General features: G+C 42.5%; 17 protein-coding genes. 16 read left to right on the forward strand and 1 reads right to left on the reverse strand.

Features of this window, described 5'->3' with window-relative positions:
* The first annotated feature begins 177 nt into the window (after positions 1-177).
* The 7 genes from APA_RS15400 to APA_RS15430 all read left to right on the forward strand — a co-directional run bounded on the left by APA_RS15400 (position 178) and on the right by APA_RS15430 (position 9,698).
* Positions 178-2,310, forward strand: coding sequence for a class I SAM-dependent DNA methyltransferase (locus tag APA_RS15400; RefSeq protein WP_201323151.1), 2,133 nt, complete (start codon positions 178-180; stop codon positions 2,308-2,310).
* The gene (locus APA_RS15405) at positions 2,307-3,602 is read left to right on the forward strand and encodes a restriction endonuclease subunit S (protein ID WP_201323152.1); all 1,296 of its coding nucleotides are present in this window, start codon (positions 2,307-2,309) and stop codon (positions 3,600-3,602) included. The genes APA_RS15400 and APA_RS15405 overlap by 4 nt, the downstream gene beginning before the upstream one ends.
* On the forward strand, positions 3,599-4,963 hold the full coding sequence (locus tag APA_RS15410; protein WP_201323153.1) for an AAA family ATPase: 1,365 nt from the start codon (positions 3,599-3,601) through the stop codon (positions 4,961-4,963). The genes APA_RS15405 and APA_RS15410 overlap by 4 nt, the downstream gene beginning before the upstream one ends.
* On the forward strand, positions 4,950-5,636 hold the full coding sequence (locus tag APA_RS15415) for an HNH endonuclease (RefSeq protein ID WP_201323154.1): 687 nt from the start codon (positions 4,950-4,952) through the stop codon (positions 5,634-5,636). The genes APA_RS15410 and APA_RS15415 overlap by 14 nt, the downstream gene beginning before the upstream one ends.
* A gap of 247 nt (positions 5,637-5,883) precedes the next feature.
* Positions 5,884-6,195: a type II toxin-antitoxin system HigB family toxin gene (locus APA_RS15420; RefSeq protein ID WP_201323155.1), complete on the forward strand. Its 312-nt coding sequence runs from the start codon at positions 5,884-5,886 to the stop codon at positions 6,193-6,195.
* 32 nt (positions 6,196-6,227) lie between these two features.
* The gene (locus APA_RS15425) at positions 6,228-6,629 is read left to right on the forward strand and encodes a type II toxin-antitoxin system HigA family antitoxin (RefSeq protein WP_201323156.1); all 402 of its coding nucleotides are present in this window, start codon (positions 6,228-6,230) and stop codon (positions 6,627-6,629) included.
* 12 nt (positions 6,630-6,641) lie between these two features.
* Positions 6,642-9,698, forward strand: coding sequence for a type I restriction endonuclease subunit R (locus APA_RS15430; protein ID WP_201323157.1), 3,057 nt, complete (start codon positions 6,642-6,644; stop codon positions 9,696-9,698).
* A 44-nt stretch (positions 9,699-9,742) separates the two neighbouring features.
* Here the strand turns inward: APA_RS15430 and pheT are convergent, their stop codons facing one another.
* A complete protein-coding gene (gene pheT / locus APA_RS15435; RefSeq protein ID WP_201323158.1) occupies positions 9,743-12,154 on the reverse strand; it encodes a phenylalanine--tRNA ligase subunit beta in 2,412 nt (803 codons plus the stop codon).
* Between the two features lie 89 nt (positions 12,155-12,243).
* Between pheT and APA_RS15440 the strand changes: the two genes are divergently transcribed.
* From APA_RS15440 to APA_RS15480, 9 genes are all read left to right on the forward strand, one after another.
* Positions 12,244-12,933, forward strand: coding sequence for a YggS family pyridoxal phosphate-dependent enzyme (locus tag APA_RS15440; protein WP_201323159.1), 690 nt, complete (start codon positions 12,244-12,246; stop codon positions 12,931-12,933).
* Between the two features lie 781 nt (positions 12,934-13,714).
* The gene (locus APA_RS15445; protein ID WP_201323160.1) at positions 13,715-14,299 is read left to right on the forward strand and encodes a cell division protein SepF; all 585 of its coding nucleotides are present in this window, start codon (positions 13,715-13,717) and stop codon (positions 14,297-14,299) included.
* A gap of 22 nt (positions 14,300-14,321) precedes the next feature.
* Entirely contained in the window at positions 14,322-15,119 is a 798-nt protein-coding gene (gene proC / locus APA_RS15450; protein WP_201323161.1) for a pyrroline-5-carboxylate reductase, read from the forward strand.
* A 66-nt stretch (positions 15,120-15,185) separates the two neighbouring features.
* Positions 15,186-16,217, forward strand: a complete 1,032-nt coding sequence (gene purM, locus APA_RS15455; RefSeq protein ID WP_201323162.1) for a phosphoribosylformylglycinamidine cyclo-ligase — start codon at positions 15,186-15,188, stop codon at positions 16,215-16,217.
* Positions 16,218-16,402: 185 nt separating this feature from the next.
* The gene (locus APA_RS15460; RefSeq protein ID WP_201323163.1) at positions 16,403-17,005 is read left to right on the forward strand and encodes a hypothetical protein; all 603 of its coding nucleotides are present in this window, start codon (positions 16,403-16,405) and stop codon (positions 17,003-17,005) included.
* 12 nt (positions 17,006-17,017) lie between these two features.
* Positions 17,018-19,369: a tetratricopeptide repeat protein gene (locus tag APA_RS15465; protein WP_201323164.1), complete on the forward strand. Its 2,352-nt coding sequence runs from the start codon at positions 17,018-17,020 to the stop codon at positions 19,367-19,369.
* An 11-nt stretch (positions 19,370-19,380) separates the two neighbouring features.
* A complete protein-coding gene (locus APA_RS15470; RefSeq protein ID WP_201323165.1) occupies positions 19,381-19,605 on the forward strand; it encodes a hypothetical protein in 225 nt (74 codons plus the stop codon).
* Positions 19,606-19,643: 38 nt separating this feature from the next.
* Positions 19,644-19,982: a DUF433 domain-containing protein gene (locus APA_RS15475; protein ID WP_201323166.1), complete on the forward strand. Its 339-nt coding sequence runs from the start codon at positions 19,644-19,646 to the stop codon at positions 19,980-19,982.
* A gap of 5 nt (positions 19,983-19,987) precedes the next feature.
* Complete coding sequence (locus APA_RS15480) at positions 19,988-20,338, forward strand: DUF5615 family PIN-like protein (protein WP_201323167.1); 351 nt, start codon at positions 19,988-19,990, stop codon at positions 20,336-20,338.
* The last annotated feature ends 81 nt before the right edge of the window (positions 20,339-20,419 follow it).

Here is a 20,419-nt window from a genome sequence, read left to right on the forward strand (position 1 = left end):
TTGAGTGCTAAATAGGTAAGAATGGGCGGCGCTTCGCGCCGCCCATTCTTACCTATTTAAATCCTTACCTTTTTAGCACTACCGCCTAACCAATGTATTGATCAAAGAGAGGCACAGAATGTGGCAATGAGTTAAAGTAGAGCCTTGATCGCCTAAAGATATTAGCCCCCAGCCCGTATGAGTTCAGCCAGTTTTCAGTCACTATCAAACTTTATCTGGTCTGTTGCTGACCTGTTGCGAGGTCCTTATCGTCCACCACAATATGAGCGGGTGATGTTGCCGATGACGGTGTTGCGGCGCTTTGATTCGGTGCTGGAGGCGAGTAAACCCCAAGTGCTGAAGAAATATGCTCAACTTCAGGCTAGTGGCAAAATTACCAATGTGGACTCAACCCTGAACTTTATTGCTAAGGATAAAAATGGCGAATCCTTGGGTTTTCATAACCATAGTCCCCTTGATTTCCAGATTTTGAAAGGAGATCCTGATAATGTGGGGCGGCATTTGCAGGATTACATTAATGGCTTTTCGGAGAATATTCGCAAGATATTCGATCGCTTTGAGTTTGACAAAGAGATCGAGAAAATGGAGGAGTCAAATCGGCTCTATTTAGTGGTGGCTAAGTTTGCGGAGATGGATTTGCATCCCGATCGCGTGGACAATATCACGATGGGGCTGGTGTTTGAGGATTTGATTCGGCGGTTTAATGAGGCGGCAAATGAGACGGCGGGGGATCACTTTACGCCCCGTGAGGTGATTCAGCTTATGGTGAATCTGTTGATGGAGCCTGATGGCGATATTTTGACGGGTGGTAGCCCGATTGTGACGGTGTGCGATCCTGCCTGTGGCACGGGTGGGATGTTGGCGGAGGCGCAAAATTGGATCTTGGCGCATAACCAAAAGGCGATCTTGAAGGTGTTCGGGCAGGATTACAATCCGCGATCGTTTGCGGTGGCGGCTTCGGATTTGTTGATTAAGGGGCATAAGGATAGTCGAATTGAGTTTGGTAATACGCTGACTGCGCCGCCGTTTGCGGAAATTGAGGGTTTCGATTATTTGTTGGCTAATCCGCCGTTTGGGGTGGACTGGAAAGCGGAACAGAAGGAGATTAGTCGTTGGAAGGATTTCAATGGTTACGGTGGGAAGTTACCACGGGTAAATGATGGGGCGTTGTTGTTTTTGATTTATATGCTGTCGAAGCGGCAGGAGTATTTGCCCTCGGAGGATCTGCAACAAAATAAGCGGGGTTCGCGAATTGCGATCGTGTTTAATGGTTCGCCGTTGTTTACGGGTGGTGCGGGTTCGGGAGAGAGTGATATTCGCCGTTGGATTATCGAAAATGATTGGCTTGAGGCGATCGTGGCTTTGCCTGAGCAGATGTTTTATAACACTGGTATCGGTACGTTCATTTGGGTGGTGACGAACCGCAAGACTGAACAACGCCAAGGCAAAATCCAATTGATCGATAGTCGGGACAGATGGCAACCGATGAAGCGCAGTTTGGGGGATAAGCGCCGTTATTTGGATAGTGCGACTATTGAGACGCTAACCCGCGAGCATGGGGAGTTTGGGGAGAGCGAGACTTCTAAGATTTTCGATAATGCGGATTTTGGCTATCGCAGGATTACGGTGGAGCGTCCGTTGCGGTTGCGTTTTCAAATTACGGATGAGGCGAAGGAGGTTTTCTTGAATGCTTTTCCTGAGCTTTACGATCCGATTATTGAGATGGAACAGGAATTGGGAGATGAGCTTTATTTGGATTGGAATGAGGTTTGGATAAAGGTGCAGCGTGTTTTTAAGGATTGTGAGGTGGGTTGGACTGCTGGGGCTAAGGGTGCTAAGCAAAAGCAGTTTTTCCGTAGTTGTTTTACGGTTGTCGATCCTGATGCTGCGCCAGTGATTGCGACGACGGGCGCGAAGGGGCTTGTCACTGTGGCGGATTTCCCTAATTATGCTCAGTCAGAGTTAGATCACGTGTTTGGTGTGTTTGCAAATCCAACAGAAAAGAAAGCTAAGCCTGTCACTTATGAACCCAATCCGAGTTTGCGGGATAATGAGAATGTGCCATTAAAGGAAGATATTGTGCCGTTCTTTTTGCGAGAGGTGCGCCCCTATGTGAGTGATGCTTGGCTTAATACTGATCGCAAGTTGTGGGATGAGCTTGACGGTGCGATCGGGAAGGTTGGCTATGAGATTAATTTTAATCGAGAGTTTTTTAAGTATCAGGCTCCAAGGGATTTGAAGGTTATTGATGCTGAGTTGGCAGAAGTTGAAAACCGAATTATGCAGATGCTAAAAGAGGTGACAGAATGAGTTTCTCTCTTAAAACAAGACAGTTGAGATATCTTGGATGGACAAGTGATATTCCACAGCATTGGAATTTACTGAAACTAAAATTTATTTCTTCTTTGAATATGGGGCAATCTGCTGATTCCTCTGATTATAACTACACTGGTATAGGAATACCTTTCCTGCAAGGGAAAGCAGAATTTGGGGCTAGTCATCCCCAACCATGTTTATATTCTGAGAGTGCAAAGAAGTTTGCATTGAAAGATGATATTCTTCTTTCGGTTAGAGCGCCTGTTGGAGAGTTAAACTTTGCTGATCAAAAATATGGTATTGGTCGCGGTCTTTGCTCAATTACTCCAATAGAAGAAAAATGTAATAAAGATTTCATTCGGTACTTTTTAGAATTAGCTAAAATCGAGCTGCTTTCGGTTTCAACTGGGAGTACATATGATGCTGTAACTATTTCTCAGGTCGCAAATGTATTGTGTATTGTGCCGCCAATTCATGAACAGATAATAATTGCAGACTTTTTAGATCGCGAAACCATACAAATAGACAACCTCATCGCCGCCAAAGAGCAAATGCTCACCCTGCTAGAAGAAAAACGCGAAGCCCTAATTAGCCACGCCGTTACTCGCGGACTTGATCCTAATGTTGCTTTTAAGCGATCGGGACTAGACTGGCTAGGAGATATTCCACAACATTGGAATATTGAAAGAGCAAAAAACCTATTTTCAGTTCGAGATGAAAGATCGGACAGTGGTGATGAAGAATTACTTTCTGTTTCTCATATCACGGGTGTTACATCCCGTGCCGATAAACAAGTGAATATGTTCAAAGCTGAAGACATGACAGGCTATAAACGCTGTACAAAAGGAGATTTTGTTACAAATACGCTATGGGGATGGATGGGTGCAATGGGAGTAAGCCCCCTTGATGGTATCGTCAGTCCTGATTATCATGTTTACATTTTTAAAGGCGATCTGTTACCTGAATTTATGGAGTTACTTTGTCGCTCTAAACCTTTCATTGCTGAAGTTGTACGCTGGTCTAAAGGCGTTTGGTCGTCACGTTTACGCATCTACCCAGAGAATTTCTTTGAAATCCGATTTCCAGTCCCGCCCAAGTCAGAACAGCTAGAGCTTATTGATAAAGTTGCTAAAGAAGACGAGAAGAACAAAGAGTTAAAAAATGCTCTTACTGATTCGATCGCTCTTCTCAAAGAACGCCGCTCAGCCTTAATCACCGCCGCCGTCACAGGACAAATCAACATACAAGAAATGAGCAAACACTCACAAAACGAGGTATCTCAATGAAAATTAATCGGATAGAGATCAAAAACTTCAAAAAATTTGCCGACTATGCCCTTGATTTGCACCCACAATTTACCCTGCTAGTGGGTGATAACGGTACAGGCAAAACCTCAATTCTCGATGCCTTAGCGATCGCCGCAGGAGTTTGGCTCGTAAGATCCCCCGATACTACCCTCAACAATAGCCGCCGTAACATCCTGCGCTCAGAAATCCGCCTAGAAGCGATCGTCACCGATACAATCACCCAATTTGTAGAACGCAGACCAACACAAATTAATACGATCGGCACAATTAATAATCAGCCTGTCCAATGGCTCAGACAAATTAAACCTAACGGCTCCCGCACATCCAACTTTGAAGCTGAAAAAGCTCTAAAAATTATTTCCACCTTATTTCAACAGGTTGAAGCAGGAGAGAAAATCTGGTTGCCGATTATCGCCTACTACGGCGCAGGTCGAGTTTGGATAGCCTCCAACCAACGTGATCCAAAAGCTACAACTGTCAGTAGTCCCACCCGTCGTTGGGATGCCTTCTATGGCTGTTTTGAAGAACGCATCAGAATCGCTGATCTACATACTTGGTTTCAAAAAGAAGCGATCGCCTCTGTCAAGCGACAGGGAAAAATGCGATCGGGATACAAGGTCGTAAAGTTCGCGATCTTGCGCTGTATTCCTAATGCTAATGATCTTTGGTTTGATAGCGATCGCGGTGAAATTGTGATCGCTATCGATGGTCAGCCCCAACCCTTTAGCAACCTTAGTGCTGGACAAAAAATGATGGTGGGTCTAATTGCTGACATTGCCATCAAAATCGTTACTCAAAATGCTGCTTTCCTAACTGAAGAAATAGATACAGACAATCAAGCATTACCGCAACTCTTGCAGCAAACATCTGGGCTAGTCTTGATTGATGAAATTGATGTGCATCTACATCCCAAATGGCAACGTCAAGTCGTCAATGATCTCAAAACCACTTTTCCCGCGATCCAGTTTGTTTGCTCTACCCATTCACCATTTATTATCCAATCAATCGAGCAAGGTGAGCTAAGAATTCTCGATCTTGGACTTGAGGACACTCGTTTTTTGGAATATGCCAATCAATCTATTGAGGACATTGCCGAAGATATTCAATCAGTCGAAGTACCTCAACAAAGCTTAAAAGCCCATGAACTTGCCAAAGCCACAGAAGAATATATTGATCTGCTTCAAAACCCAGAAACTGTAGAATCTGAGGAACTTTTAGAAGCAGAAATAGATTACCGCCTTGCCGCTGCACCTTTTTCCAACAATCCTGGGTTAAGCGCTTTTCTCAAACTAGAAGCAATGGCAAAGAAACAGGAGAGGCGCAACCATGAGACCCGTTGAACGTGGCACAGCACCTCGAACTTACTCTGAATATAAGTATGCTATTGGAGATCTAGAGGAAAGATTAGGAACCTATTGCAGCTACTGTGAACGCAGACTACCTGCAAGCCTAGCAGTTGAGCATGTCGTACCGAAAGATTTGCACCCAGAGTTAAAAACAGAATGGACTAATTTTTTATTGGGTTGCGCTAACTGCAATTCTGTCAAAGGAGACCAATCCGTAGAAGTCGATAACTTTCTCTGGAGCGATCGCGATAATACTTTTCTGGCTTTTGCTTATTCCAAAGGTGGATTTGTTCAATTAGCAGACAATCTGAATGAAGTACAGAAAAATAAAGCACAAGCATTATTAGATTTAGTTGGATTGCAACGTCATAAAGCATCAGGCGGGAATAGACCAGCACCAAGGGATAAGCGTTGGCAAGATCGTGAATTGGCATGGGCTTCAGCAGAGAGTTGTAGAAATAATTTTGAAATCTTAGAGCAAACAAATGAAGTTAGAGAACTTGTCTTAGAAGTTGCCAAATACTGTGGATTTTTTTCGGTATGGATGAATGTATTCAAAGATTACCCAGATGTAAAAAGAGAATTAATCAAAATATTTACAGGTACTGCAACATCATGTTTTGACGCAGATGGAAAACCGATAAACCGTCCAAATTCAATCATTTAAAAAAATATTCTAAAAATATTCTTATGGCAACTAAATCTACATCTGAACAAGCCTTTGAAAATGCGATCGCCGATATTTTATTAGCATCTGGATATCAGCGTCACCAATCAAAAAACTAAAATACCAATGGTGCTTATTTTAGTTTTTAGCGAAAAACTAAAATAAGGTCTTTCCTTATTCTAGATTTTGCTAAATTTTGACATCATCACCCTTGTAATCAGCTTCGCAATTTGCTAAGATTTCATATATGCACATCATCACGCGATCGCGCCTTATTGAATTTTGGGAAAAGCATCCAGACTCAAAAACGAGTTTACTCCTTTGGCATAAAATCGCTATTAATGCCAAATGGCAAAACTTTATCGAAGTGCGTGAAGTTTTTGCCTCAGCCGATCAAGTAAAAAATCTGACAGTCTTTAATATCGGAGGCAATAAATACCGTTTAATCGCATTCATCGCATTCATTGATTATAAGTACCAAAAGATTTTTATTCGTAATATTCTCACCCATGCCGAATACGATAGAAACGATTGGAAAAAAGATGACTGGTACGAATGAAACAATTAGCTATCAACAAAAACCTAAAAATCATGATTACAGCCGAACCTAATAATTACATCCAACTCTTACAAAGATTTCCACCACGACCAATCAAATCAGAAAAAGACTTACTTGCAGTCCAAGAGATGATCGATCGCATAGTCGATGCTGACGAAATAACACTAGAACAACAAGACTACATAAATATTCTGGGAATGCTGATTTATGAATATGAAGAAAAGTATGTATCTATCCCCGATTTAAGCGGTGTTGACTTACTCAAGGCACTAATCCATGAGTTTGACCTTCAACAAAAAGACCTAGTTCCTATTTTCAAAACAGAATCCATTGTGTCAGCAATTCTCAATAAAAAGCGTAAGTTCACAGTAGAACACATCGAAAAACTAGCTAACTTTTTTCACCTCTCCCCTTCAGTATTTTTCAAGGGATAATCATAGATTGCCATGAATAGAACATCTGAACAAGACTTTGAAAATGCGATCGCCGATGTTTTATTAGCATCTGGATATCAGCGTCATCAATCAAAAGAATTCGATCGTGAAAATGCGATTTTTCGAGATGTTGCGCTCAAATTTATCCAAACAACGCAAACAAAAGAATGGGATAAATTAGCCGCCTTGCATGGTGACAAAACAGGCGATCGCGTTATCACCGCCCTTTGTAAATGGATGGATACCAACGGCTCACTCAGTACCCTAAGACATGGCTTCAAATGTTATGGCAAAACTCTCCGAATCGCCTTTTTCAAACCAGCACACGGACTCAACCCAGAACTAGAAGCCCGTTACGCCGCCAACATTTTAGGATTCACCCGACAACTTTACTTCAGTCCCAAAAATCAACAATCTCTCGATGTTACTCTCAGTATTAACGGCGTACCATTAATCACCGTAGAACTCAAAAATCCTCTCAGTAATCAAACCGTAGCCGATGCGATCGCTCAATATCGTAGCGATCGCGATCCACGCGAAAAAATATTTGATTTCAAAAAGCGCACCTTAGTTCATTTTGCTGTCGATACCGAAGAAGTCCACATGACTACTCGACTAGCAGGAACTTCTAGCTATTTTTTGCCATTTAACCAAGGCAGAGACGGCGGCACAGGCAACCCAGCCGATCCACAAGGTCGCAACTACCGCACCGCCTACCTGTGGGAAGAAGTCCTCCAACCCGATAGCTTGCTAGATCTGCTCTCCCGTTTTCTCCACCTCCAAGAAGAAGAAAAACTCACCGATGAAGGCAAAAAGGTCAAAAAAGAAACCATGATCTTTCCCCGCTATCATCAACTAAAAGCCGTGCGCGATCTCGTTAACGCCGCCGCTACCGAAGGCACAGGACACAACTATCTCATCGAACATTCCGCAGGTAGTGGTAAAAGTAACACCATTGGTTGGTTAGCCCATCGCCTCTCATCGCTCCATGATGCCCACGATAAGCGCGTCTTCGATAGCGTCATTGTCGTCACTGATAGATTAGTTCTCGATCAACAATTACAAAACACAATCTATCAATTCGATCACCGCCAAGGTGTAGTCCAGAAAATCGAAGAAGATTCGCGCCAACTAGCTGAGGCACTAGAAAATGCCGTTCCCATTATCATCACCACTCTTCAGAAATTCCCATTTGTCGCACAACAACTAGCCAAACTATCTGAAGCGCGAGGTGAATCAACTAAAAGCCGATTACCAACGCGCAAATGTGCCGTCATTATTGATGAAGCGCACAGTTCCCAATCTGGTGAAACCGCGACCAAACTGAAAGAGGTACTCGGCGGTGAAGAGCTGCACCAGAAAGCCCAAGAACTTGCCGCAGAAGAAGGAGAATCAAACTTAGAAGCCTTGTATCGCAGCATGGTCAAGCGCGGCAATCAGCCCAATATTAGCTTTTTTGCCTTCACCGCCACTCCCAAACATAAAACCATGAAAATCTTTGGGCGTGATGGCGAACCCTTTAGTAAATACTCCATGCGTCAGGCGATCGAAGAGGGCTTTATTCTTGATGTCCTCCAGAACTACATCACCTACAAGACCTACTATCGACTACTAAAAGCCTGTGAAGATGACCCAAATGTTGAGAGCAAAAAAGCCGCCAAAGCCCTAAGTCGTTACATGCGTCTTCATCCCCATAATATTTCTCAAAAAACGGAAATTATGGTGGAGCATTTTCAAAATTACAGCCGCCATAAAATTGGTGGTCGGGCTAAAGCTATGGTAGTTACAGGCTCACGTTTAGAAGCAGTTCGCTATAAACAAGCCTTCGATAAATTAATCAAAGAAAAAGGCTATAACATCAAAAGCTTAGTTGCCTTTTCTGGAACCGTAGTTGATGACAAAATCCCTGAAAAGACCTATACCGAGCCAGAAATGAATGGCGGTATTCGAGAGAAAGATTTACCCGAAGAATTTGCCACTAGAGACTATCAAGTGTTGCTGGTTGCTGATAAATATCAAACTGGCTTCGATCAACCTTTGCTACACACAATGTATGTGGATAAGAAACTTGGAGGCATACAGGCAGTCCAAACCCTATCTAGACTCAATCGTACCCATCCTCTCAAAAAAGAAACTTTTATTCTCGATTTTGTCAACGATCCTGAAGAAATTCAAAAAGCCTTCAAAGTTTATTTTGACGGGGCAACTATGGGCGAAGAAGTCGATCCCGATCGCTTATATCAAATTCAAAATGAGCTAAATGAGGCGGCAATTTATTTAGACCCAGAGGTTGACCAGTTTTGTGAAATATTTTTTGCTCCCAAACAACGTCAAAGCCAAGCCGATCACAAAATCATGAATGCCTCGATCGACAAAGCTGTTAGTCGGTTTCAGGATTGGCTCAAAAATCAAGAGGACGAAGCTGAATTGTGGCGCGGTAAAGTACAGGCTTTCTGCAACCTTTACGCATTCCTGAGTCAAGTAATTCCCTATCAAGACAGTGACTTAGAAAAGCTATACACCTATCTCAAGCATTTAGCCCTAAAACTACCAAAAAGAACATCAAGTTCAGGCTATCAGTTTGACGATGAAGTTCAACTCGCCTACTATCGCCTCCAAAAGATTAGCGAAGGCTCCATCAGCCTCCATGAAGGCTATGCATCAAAACTTGATGGGCCAAAAGAAGTTGGCAGTGGCAAGGTTAGAGAAAGTGATGTTCCTCTCTCCCGTCTTATCGATCTAATTAATGAAAGATTTGGAGAAGATCTAAATGAAGCCGATCAGTTATTTTTTGACCAGATTACTGAAGTTGCCGCCCAAGTCGAGGCGATCGCCCAAGCCGCCCAAGCTAATCCCATCGATAAATTTCAACTTGTTTTTAGCCAAGTACTAGAGTCACTCTTTATCGAGCGTATGGAATTAAATGAAGATCTTTTTGCTCGTTACATGAATGACCCTGAGTTTAAAGAATTAGTATCTCAATGGTTAGGACAACAAGTTTATTCGCGAATCCCTAAAACTATGTCTTATCGACCACAGACAAAATCAAAGAGCAAGGGCAATTCATAAATTGCCCTTGCTCTTTAATTTAAGCCAATCGTTTTAACAAAAAACTAACTTCTCAATGTTGCTTGAAACTTCTCTTCGAGTAAATCGCGGACTTTCTGATGAACGGGATTAATTTCAGCATCAGTTAAGGTGCGATCGCTAGCTCGATAAATTAGTCTAAATGCTAGACTGCGAAAACCTTCAGGAACGCCTTTACCGATGTATTGATCGAAGAGAGTTACAGAATCTAGCAACTCGCCGCCCACATGGGTAATCGATCGCTGAATATCGGCAACCGTGAACCTCAATGGTGCAAAGAAGGCAATATCGCGATCGCTGCTGGGATAAGTGGAGAAAGGATGGAAAGTAGGAATTGACTTTTGCATCATGGCATCAAGCAATGTGTAGAAATCTAGCTCGAAGGCATAAATTTCATCGTGCAGTTCTTTTTCAGCGCGTAGCTGAGGATGTAACTGACCGAATGTGCCGAGGCGTTCACCTGAAATCCATAGCGATGCAGTGCGCCCAGGGTGCAATCTTGTATCCTTTTGATCGGGTTGATACTCGACCGTGACGCAAAGATTATGGAAGACAGAATCTAGCAAGCCTTTGGCTTCATAGAAGTTCATGGGCTTGGACTCATGTTGCCAAGTGCCAACGGTCAGGTCGCCACCGAAAACACCTGCAATGCGATCGGTTTCATCACTGCCAGCTTCATCGAGCCAGAACACGCGACCGATTTCAAATCCATTGAGGATTCCATTACCTTGGTTGATATTAAAAGCACATGACTCAATCAAATTAGTGAGTAAATCACCACGCAAAGCTCCATATTCGATCGCTACAGGATTATTGATTTTCACCTGATGTGATTCAGCAGGGCTGCATAGGGACATATGCATTACTTCATTCAAGCCCACAGCACGGAATGCTGCCCGAATCATCCGCCCTCCTTCTTGATCGGCGGAAAGGAAACCAAACTCAGTTCGTGCAGGTAATGTTTCCACAAATTTATCGTAGCCATAGATCCGCGCAATTTCTTCCACTAAGTCGATTTCGCGCTCAATGTCGGCATAACGATAGGGAGGCACGGTCACTTTCCATGTGGCATAGCTACCCTCTTCGATCGGTTGCTTTACTAGCTCAAAGGACAGCACTTTGAGAGTTTGTTCGACTTCAGCTTCAGAGAGTAAAGCTAATGTGTCATCATCTTCGCGATCGACTTCTCCAAGGACTTGCCACACCTTAGTCAAGCGCAAATCAATCACACGAACTTCCTTGGAACGAGCATCGACGATGCTCTGCTCAACGACTTCACCCCCAGCCATCTCCATAATCATCTGCACCGCTTTTGCCGAGGCAGATTCGATCGCAGCTTGATTAACTCCTCGTTCATAGCGAGCCGATGCCTCGGTGCGTAGTCCTTGAGCGCGAGCCGATCGCCTTGTGGTGACTTGCGTGAATAGAGCTGCTTCTAAAACAATATTTATAGTTTTTTCAGAAACTTCAGTTTCTGCACCACCCATCACGCCTGCGATCGCGATCAGTTTGTCACCTGATGTAATCAACAAATTTTGACTAGTAAGACTGCGATCGGCATAGTCAAGAGTTTTGATCTTTTCACCAGACTTTGCAAAGCGCACACCAATCTTGATACCGTCAGCCAAAGTATCCGCATCAAAGGCATGGAGAGGCTGTCCCCATTCCAGCAAAATGTAGTTGGTAATATCGACGATATTGTTAATAGAGCGCATTCCCGCCGCTTCAACGCGGCGTTTTAACCATTCGGGCGAAGGTGCAACTTTTACGCCTTTAATCAATGTCCCAATGTAGGCAGGGCAAGATTTAGAATCTTCTACCGTTACCCAATTTGCGGCTTTTGGCTGAAAATCTGTAGTTGCTATGGGTAATCGCACTTCTTTGCCAAGTAGCGCTGCTACTTCACGGGCGATCCCCACCATACTCAGGGCATCGGCACGGTTAGCTGTTGAAGTCACATCAAGGATCGCGTCATCAAGTCCGAGCAATGGACGCACATCTGACCCAACGGTCACGCCTTCAGGAAATTCATGGATGCCACTTGATTCTTTAGCTAGCCCAATTTCTGCAAGTGAACAAATCATCCCCTCAGATCGCTCGCCACGCAACTTAGTCGGGCGCAATTTCAGATCAACTGTTGGCAAATAAGTGCCAATCGTAGCTACTGGTACAAACAAACCCTGTCTAGCATTCGCCGCGCCACAGACGATTTGTAAAGGCTCAGGTGCACCTATGTCTACTTTACATACCTGCAATTTATCGGCATTAGGGTGACGCTCAGCCGTAAGGATATGTCCAACCACAACTCCCTCAGCCCATGTCCTGCGATCCTCTATTGACTCGACTTCAAAGCCTGCCATAGTCAGTTTTTCATCTAGCTCTTGCGGCGAGAGATCGCAGTCTACAAGTTCACGGAGCCAATTCAGAGAGATACGCATTGGGAAATTCTGGAGAAAAGAGTATTAAGAAATATTCAGGCTATAGTAGTTTAGCAAAATCCGCACTCCAAACTTGACAACTGCATTTCATGTCTGAAGTCAATCCTGATTCGCTAAGTCAAATAATCTCCGATCGCCTAAATCAAATTCGCGCCAAAATTCCGCCGCAGGTAAAACTCGTTGCTGTCAGCAAATATACGACTACTGAGGCGATACGTGCTGCCTATGCCGCAGATGTGCGCGACTTTGCGGAATCGCGGGTACAGGATGCAAAAATTAAGCAAGAAGAATTAGCGGATTTAACCGATATCACTTGGCACATGATTGGTTCTTTGCAAAGTAATAAGGCTAGAGCCGCGATCGCCCAATTTGACTGGATACATTCTATTGATCGTTTTAGTCTCGCGGAGCAATGCGATCGCCTAATCATCGAACTTGGTAAATCGCCTAAGCTTTTATTACAGGTTAAGCTTGCCGAAGACCCTCACAAATCGGGTTGGTCAGAATCAGAACTCTTAGCTGATTTACCAAGGCTAGAAAAATTACAAAATCTCAATATCGTGGGACTAATGACAATCTTGCCACTTGGCTTAGACGAGTCTCAAGCCTATGAAGTATTTCATCGAGCGGCAAACTTAGCCGAGAAGCTGCGATCGCTCGGTTGGAATAATATTCAGGAGCTATCAATGGGGATGTCGGCGGACTATGCGATCGCGGTCAAAGCAGGTGCTTCGATCATTCGTGTTGGCAGCCAGATTTTTGCACCAAATAATCGGTGAGACTTGCTGTGCCAGTCTCACCGATTATTTGTTTTTTATTGCTTGCCAGATATGCACAAACCTGCTATAAGTTTAGCGTTCTAAGCCAAACAGTTTTTCCTCATTTACGTTGAGGGTTTTACCAATCCTGACAATGAACATTTGAGTTTTCTGATGGCTGAACAATAAATCGCCGCAGTTTTTGTATCCTAGAATACTTTAATTGCAGGTAAAAATAATGGTATTCCAAAGTCAGAAATCATCCAAGAGATTGCCAATCATTTTGATGTTATGGCTCTTAATCTTTTGCGATGACTAATACAAAAAGTTTTAGGAATGACTATATCTAACTAAGTTTTTATAGTGATATCACATTGTCCAATTATCATCATTTAGACTCACATAGACGCTCTTAGCAAGAACAAATTGATTTTGCTAAGTCCTTACTAGAATGCAAGTTTATCTGATTATTAAGAACATGTTAAATATCAATAAAGACTTCTTCACAGATAACTAGTTTGCTTAAGTGGTTAAGTCCTAAGTGCTACTGGACTTTATAAACTAAAAGTCGTATTTAGTCATATTAAAAAAACTTAACAGGCATATCTAGCTTTTTTTCCTGTTATCGGTTACAGTCTGCGGATAAACATATTGTCAATACTGTTTTAGACAGTTGTGATAATTCTATCAGTCTAGACAAAGTATTTTTTTCTTGATGAGATTGCATACCTCATCCTGTCTAGAAATACATGTTTCGGTTTCCAAGCCAAAACTGAGGAGCAAACACTAGGAGTTAATTACGATGGGAATTTTTACTAAGCTCAAGGATTTTGTTGGTCTGTCTGAAGCTCAAGAGTACGAATATGAGTACGATGAAGCTTCTGGGCGTGAATACCAAGACATTTATCAAGAAGACAATGGCGCGATCGCACCAGAACCTGAAGAGCCTCAAGCTCGCCGCACCCGTGAACGTCCCACCGCTTTAAGAGCAACTTCTGAAAACATGAGCAATGTAATTGGTATGCCTGGCGCTGCAAATGGCTTGTCCCAAGTAATGGTGATGGAGCCTCGTAGCTTTGAAGAAATGCCTCAAGCAATCCAAGCATTGCGCGAACGCAAATCGGTTGTACTGAACTTGACAATGATGGACCCCGATCAAGCTCAACGTGCAGTTGACTTTGTTGCTGGTGGTACTTACGCCCTTGATGGTCATCAAGAACGCATTGGCGACAGCATCTTCCTGTTTGCACCTTCCTGTGTTCAAGTTTCATCACAATCTTCAGTATTGAACGAAGCGCCAATGACTCAGCCTCGCGTAGTACGTCCTACCGCAGCACCTGCTCCAGCATGGGCATCTGAAGCTCCCGTTAGCCGTTTCGCTCAATAATATCTAGGTTATTGGTGAATCATTGAAAGCTCAACTCAGTATTATCGGTGGCGGTGTAATGGGTGAGGCAATTTTGTCTCGCCTTGTCGCTAGTAATATTTACCTGCCATCCGATGTCTGCGTCAGTGACCCGATGCCAGAGCGTCGTGCGCTCTTAGAAAAAAAGTATGGCGTGCAAGTTACGCCAAATAATTTAGTGGCTGCCGATGCAGAGATTATGCTGCTAGCGGTTAAGCCGCAATCGCTAAATGCGGCGGCAATAGGACTCGCAAATGCTCCTGCACCTTGTATTGTGTCAATTTTAGCTGGTGTAACTTTGGCTCAGTTAGAGGGAATGTTTCCTTCTAAGTCAATTATCCGAGCCATGCCAAATACACCAGCGCAGGTAGGTGCGGGGGTAACCGCGATCTCAGCTAATGCATTAGTAACTACAGCGCAGCTAGATGCTGTGCGAAAAATTTTTGGAGCGGTCGGTACGGTTGTTGAAGTTGCCGAGTCGCTAATGAATGCCGTGACAGGTTTGTCTGGTTCTGGTCCCGCTTACGTTGCGCTCATGATCGAATCAATGGCAGATGGTGGTGTGGCGGCGGGATTGCCGAGGGCGATCGCGATGCAGCTTGCCACCCAAACAGTTTTAGGGACAGCACAATTATTAAGTGAAACTAAGCTACATCCTGCTCAGCTAAAGGATCAAGTCACTAGTCCCGCAGGTACAACCATTGCTGCGATCGCTCAGTTAGAAAAAGCAGGCTTGCGTTCCGCTATGATAGAAGCCGTGCTTGCTGCAACCCGTCGCGCTGAGGAATTGGGCAAGCAATAAGTTTTTTTAGCTTTGGGCTTTGCCCGAAGCTAAACTTGTAATTGAGCAGATTGGGAGTTAGAGGTTTTGGATTATCGTCAAGCGGGTGTAGACATCGAAGCAGGTCGTACCTTCGTTGAAAAAATTCGCGATTCTGTGGCAAGAACCCATCGTCTAGGCGTACTAGGCGATCTTGGTGGTTTTGGGGGCTGTTTTGAATTGCCCACAGGTTATCGGCAACCCGTTCTCGTCTCAGGTACAGACGGTGTTGGCACAAAGCTAAAAATTGCTCAGGCAGCCAATAAACACGACACGATCGGCATCGATCTCGTGGCGATGTGCGTGAATGATGTGCTGACCTCTGGCGCAGAGCCTTTATTTTTCTTAGATTATTTAGCCACTGGCAAACTCGAACCCGATCAACTCGCTGAAGTGGTTAAGGGCATTGCTGATGGTTGTCAGATGGCAGGTTGTGCTTTGCTCGGTGGCGAAACGGCGGAGATGCCAGGTTTCTATGGTGTGGGCGAGTATGACGCGGCGGGCTTTTGTGTGGCGATCGCAGAAAAGTCGGAAATGCTTAATGGCACTCAGGTAAATATTGGCGATGCGGTAATTGGTTTAGCAAGTTCGGGTGTGCATAGCAATGGCTACAGTCTTGTCCGTAAGATTATCGAAAGCAAAGGCTATAGCTGGAGCGATAAGTTAGAAATTTCAATTGATACGCAGGATTTAACTTTAGCTGAAATATTTCTCACGCCTACTCAGATTTATGTGAAGCCAGTTTTGGCGGCGCTCAAAGCCAATTTCGGTATTCACGGACTTGCACATATTACAGGCGGCGGTTTACCCGAAAACTTGCCGCGTTGTCTCGGTGAAGGTCAAGCAGTACAAATTGTCCGCAATAGTTGGCAAATTCCTGCTCTGTTTCAGTGGCTCCAGTCTGAGGGTGAAGTTCCCGAACTAGATATGTTTAATACTTTTAATATGGGTATTGGCATGGCGGTAGTCGTTGATCCTGTTAAAGCAGATGATGCGATCGCCTATTTTCAATCTCAAGGTTTTGTAACGAATCGCATCGGTGAAGTCATTGCAGCAGAGCGATCGCTGATTTTTGCTTAGTAGTAGCTTTGACACATTTGACATAGTTTGATCTGACTGAAAGGCGATCTCTTCGCTAACTTACACCGTACTTAATCTAGTGATCTATAATGCTGTCAAAACCTCTCTCAGTCTAACCTCAATGCATCAGGATTTGGCAGTATAATTCATGATACTTTCGGTCAAAGTCAACAAGAGTAACTGACATGAATAACGATGCGGAAATGGATGAAGTTAGAAATCAAATTAAAAATTGCGAATCAGTATATCAGGAGGGATATCTTGAGCCATCAGAATGGCAAAAAAATTTGAGAGATATTATTGAAGGATTTGGTCAATCTAGGTCAAACAAAAAAGTGCAAATTTCAGAAATGTTAAGTTGTATCCTTAAAGACATCAACGATAGAAGAGATTCTAACTCCAAGATTGTTGGCAAGGTAAATTTAATTGTGCAAGAAAATGGTGATGGTGTGATTCTTGCCCAAGCCTTTATAGACAACAAAGCTATTGAGGCTGTGAGAGAAATCAAAGTTAGTCTTAAAGAATATCCAAATTTAGCAACTGAGTTTCCTATTCTCTTTCTTTTGCATCTACATAAGCATACGCTTCCTTGGGAAATGATTACCAAACCCGAAGAACGAGGATTCTATTCACGATTTGCTACAGATATATCTCAACTTACTATCTCTAAATTAGTTAATTTTTCTCCTGATGACCCAGATGGTGTAATTGTTTGGGGAGATGGTAGAGATTCACTAAAAAGAGTTAACCTTTCTCCAGAACACGAAGTACCGTATATACAAATTTAATCTGAATCTACAATGACTACTTCACAGACAAATATCTTAGAAAATGCAAAAAATGGACAACCTGATGCAATCGCTGCTTTATTAAATCGTAATCTTAAACCCAAAGGCATTACGGCAAAGGCTTCGGTGAAGAACAACTGTTTCTGGATTATGTTAGAAGCAGCAAAGATTCCACCGCAAAAACAACTGGTTGAATTTGTCCGTCAAGCCTTTACTAAGCTGGAGGTACATACTTATACGACTGTCAAAATTTACGGTAAATGCGTAAATGAAGAGATCCCAGATTGGCATGAGGATCTCGCAATTGTGCCAAAGGTATCTTTAAGCCCTGAGATCTTGGCAAAACAAGGTGATGTGAAAGCGATCACTATGTTGATCAAGCAATGGCTTGATCAACATAGTGATATTGCAGTTAAGGTGAGTAAAAAAGATGATTGTTTACTGATTATGCTTGCATCGGTAGAAGTCCCAGATCAGCAGCAAATATCTACAAAAATTCAAACGGAATTACAGAACCTTCAGGTTGAGTCTGTAACAAAATTAAAAATTTATGGTAAACAAATTGGACAAGAATTTCCTGATTGGCATTTAGAGATAGATGTTTTACCAAGTATAACGGTGCTAAAAAGTACAGTAATAGAAAGTATAGTGAAGCCTGTTTTTATTCCACAATCTTCAAAATTAGAGGGAGCTATATGGTGTAATCGCGTTTATGAGGTGTTGAATGAGATTGGATATCAACATCTTTATCATCGCGCTAAGTCGGAAGATGACAATAATATCCACGAGATTGTGAAGTCTTATATAGATAATTTAGAAGCGGATCTAGAGCTAGATCTGAATCAAATTATCAGGGAAGTAACTGACTTAAATATAAAATTTAATATTCAAATGGATTTAAAAAGAATCCAAACATTTGTATCTGATCTAGTTACATCTGATTTTAGTGCTGTAAGATTAGCAATTCGAGATCTTAATAGGGTTAGTAATCAGGTTTTATCATATGATCTTCCTGAAGATATTGATCAAGTAGTCACTTTCTTTAAAGAATTTTCCAGAGGTGTGTCTGATGTGCTTAATTCAGAAGCGAAGAACAAATCGGCACAAGGAGCCGCTACTGGAGCGGTCATAGGTTCTTTCTTTGGACCAGTAGTCGGTACTTTCATTGGTGCTGCTATTGGTGGATGGATTGGAGGAGAAATGGAGTCAGAAGATATTCAAAATATTCTGAAAAAATATGATCAATCTAGAAATAAATTGCTTATAGAGTGGGACTTGTTCTTACAAAGAGTTTACAAGAGGTTAAAAGACCTTATTACCAACTTAGTTCAACTTGAACTATTAACCTATCAGTCTATAGAACAATCGAATAATCTGTTGCATGAAGCAAATGATTATTCAGATAATGTAGACACTTTAGAGAAAGCAATCAACTTATATAATCAAGCTATTGAGCTTAATCCATCTCTATTGCCAGCCTTGTTTTGGAGAGGTAGTGTTCTAGATGACTTAGGTAGATACGACGAAGCTATAGGTTCTTACGATACAGCATTGGAAGTTGAGCCTGAAAATGCTCAAGTATGGTACTTTCGAGGCATTGCACTATATAATTCAAGCAAAGTTGAAGAAGCAATGTCTTCCTATGATAAGGCATTACAGATTAATCCTAATTACCATAAGGTGTGGTATTGCCGAGGGAATATATTAGATAGCCTAGAGAAATACGAAGAAGCTATTTTATGTTATGACAAAGCTCTAACTATCGAACCTAATGATTCAGAATCATGGCGTAGTAGAGGTAATTCCTTATTAAATTTAGAGATGTATGAAGAAGCGATTAATTCTTACACTCAAGCAGTGAAGCATAATTCTGAACTATATCAAGTTTGGTTTTCTCAAGGCTTGATTCTAGATGATTTAGAGCGATATGAAGAAGCGCTTATATCTTTCGATAGAGCTTTGCAAATTCATCCTGACTACCACGAAGCCTTTTGCAATCAAGGAAACACGCTAATTAGCTTAGAAAGATATGAAGAGTCAATTCTATCTTTTGATAGGGCATTGGAACTCAATTCTAACAATGCTGATATTTGGTTCAATAGAGGCTTTTCACTACATAGTTTAGGAAGATATGAAGAATCAATCTTATCTTATAATAAGGCATTAGAAATCGCTCCTAACTACCATCTAACTTGGTATAACAAAGCCTGTATTTATTCTCTTCAAGACCAGATCGAACTTGCCTTAGAGAATCTCCAAAAAGCAATTCAACTCGATCCTGAAAAGTGTTGCGAAATGTCAAAGACCGACTCAGATTTTGACAACATTCGCCACGATCCACGCTTTCAAGCCTTGATACAATAGGAGAAAACACCATGATTACAACTACAGAAATCCTCCAAACCATTCCCAAACTCTCTCAAGAAGACTGCTTCCAAATAGCAGAAATACTTTTACAAAGACTACTAACTCAAACAAAACCCACCCGCACCCAAATCAACCAACAGCTAAAAATCGCCGCCTTACTTGCTGTTGACGACTACACCAACGATCCAGAGCTTACAGCCCTAACTGTCCTTGATGGCAAAGACTTTTACTAAATTGTTGTTTTAGATATTTTCCCATAGGAGATAAACCCATGAGCATAGTTTTAGAACGCGAAGCACCACCCTTTCAAGAAGATGCAACAGGAGCAATCCGCATCGGCAAAACTAGAGTACTTCTAGAACTAGTAATCAGAGCATTTCTAGACGGAGCATCACCCGAAACCATCGTGCAGCAATACTCCACCTTATCCTTATCCGACACTTACAGCGCGATCGCCTACTACCTGCGCCATCAACAAGATATAGAAACCTATCTCCAGCAAAGAGAACAAATAGCCGCAAAAGTTCAGCAACGTTTCCAAGAACTGCAACCTGATATGAGCCTAATGCGATCGCGCCTATTAGCTAGACGCAATAACCAAGAGACTTAATTGTAATGCGGTTATTAAGTGACGAAAACTTTAACGGAAATATTGTGCGTGGATTATTTTTGCGCCAACCAAGCCTAGACTTGCTAAGAGTTCAAGATGTCAATTTACTGCACGTTGATGACCCAGAAATCCTAGAATGGGCAGCAAATAACAATAGGATTCTCCTAACCCATGATCGCGCCACAATGCCAGACTTTGCCTATGAGAGACTTTTCAAAAATCAAGAAATGGCTGGGATGTTTGTAGTCAGCGATCGAATGTCAATTAGACAAGCAATTGATGAATTATTGTTAATCATTGAAGTTACCGAACAATCAGAGTGGGATACGAAAGTGCTGTATTTGCCATTGGATTAGGATAGCTAAGATTTTGACAACATTCACCGCGATCCACGCTTTCAAGACTTGATACAATAAGATCAGTAAACTCCATTCATT

The organism is Pseudanabaena sp. lw0831, from assembly GCF_016584665.1.
Lineage (GTDB): Bacteria > Cyanobacteriota > Cyanobacteriia > Pseudanabaenales > Pseudanabaenaceae > Pseudanabaena.

What these genes read in the sequence shown, in the direction of transcription:
- APA_RS15400 (WP_201323151.1), top strand. Translation starts at nt 178, where the DNA reads ATGAGTTCAGCCAGTTTTCAGTCACTATCAAACTTTATCTGGTCTGTT.
- APA_RS15405 (WP_201323152.1), top strand. Translation starts at nt 2,307, where the DNA reads ATGAGTTTCTCTCTTAAAACAAGACAGTTGAGATATCTTGGATGGACA.
- APA_RS15410 (WP_201323153.1), top strand. Translation starts at nt 3,599, where the DNA reads ATGAAAATTAATCGGATAGAGATCAAAAACTTCAAAAAATTTGCCGAC.
- APA_RS15415 (WP_201323154.1), top strand. Translation starts at nt 4,950, where the DNA reads ATGAGACCCGTTGAACGTGGCACAGCACCTCGAACTTACTCTGAATAT.
- APA_RS15420 (WP_201323155.1), top strand. Translation starts at nt 5,884, where the DNA reads ATGCACATCATCACGCGATCGCGCCTTATTGAATTTTGGGAAAAGCAT.
- APA_RS15425 (WP_201323156.1), top strand. Translation starts at nt 6,228, where the DNA reads ATGATTACAGCCGAACCTAATAATTACATCCAACTCTTACAAAGATTT.
- APA_RS15430 (WP_201323157.1), top strand. Translation starts at nt 6,642, where the DNA reads ATGAATAGAACATCTGAACAAGACTTTGAAAATGCGATCGCCGATGTT.
- pheT (WP_201323158.1), bottom strand. Translation starts at nt 12,154, where the DNA reads ATGCGTATCTCTCTGAATTGGCTCCGTGAACTTGTAGACTGCGATCTC.
- APA_RS15440 (WP_201323159.1), top strand. Translation starts at nt 12,244, where the DNA reads ATGTCTGAAGTCAATCCTGATTCGCTAAGTCAAATAATCTCCGATCGC.
- APA_RS15445 (WP_201323160.1), top strand. Translation starts at nt 13,715, where the DNA reads ATGGGAATTTTTACTAAGCTCAAGGATTTTGTTGGTCTGTCTGAAGCT.
- APA_RS15460 (WP_201323163.1), top strand. Translation starts at nt 16,403, where the DNA reads ATGAATAACGATGCGGAAATGGATGAAGTTAGAAATCAAATTAAAAAT.
- APA_RS15465 (WP_201323164.1), top strand. Translation starts at nt 17,018, where the DNA reads ATGACTACTTCACAGACAAATATCTTAGAAAATGCAAAAAATGGACAA.
- APA_RS15470 (WP_201323165.1), top strand. Translation starts at nt 19,381, where the DNA reads ATGATTACAACTACAGAAATCCTCCAAACCATTCCCAAACTCTCTCAA.
- APA_RS15475 (WP_201323166.1), top strand. Translation starts at nt 19,644, where the DNA reads ATGAGCATAGTTTTAGAACGCGAAGCACCACCCTTTCAAGAAGATGCA.
- APA_RS15480 (WP_201323167.1), top strand. Translation starts at nt 19,988, where the DNA reads ATGCGGTTATTAAGTGACGAAAACTTTAACGGAAATATTGTGCGTGGA.